Here is a 257-nt window from a genome sequence, read left to right on the forward strand (position 1 = left end):
GACGGAGCTGATCAAGGACAACATGCCGGAGCTGCTGTCCTTCACCGAGGCGCAGAAGCTGCTCGACGAGCTGGACAAGGACCACCAGAAGCTCGTCGCCGACGTGGTGCCGAACCAGATCACGGTCGGCGGTCTTCAAAGGGTCCTACAGAACCTGCTTGCGGAACGCGTCTCCGTGCGTGATCTTCCCACCATCCTGGAGGGTATCTCGGAAGCGGCAAGCCAAACGCGCAGCATCACCCAGATTACCGAGCATG

1 protein-coding gene is annotated in these 257 nt (G+C 60.7%); it reads left to right on the plus strand.

Annotated elements, in window-relative coordinates:
• A partial coding sequence (locus JT719_RS24890) for an FHIPEP family type III secretion protein (RefSeq protein ID WP_207436467.1) occupies window positions 1-257 on the plus strand: 257 nt, incomplete at both ends.

Origin of the sequence: Sabulibacter ruber (assembly GCF_017355955.1) — a bacterium.
Taxonomy (GTDB): Bacteria; Bacteroidota; Bacteroidia; order Cytophagales; family Hymenobacteraceae; genus Nibribacter; species Nibribacter ruber_A.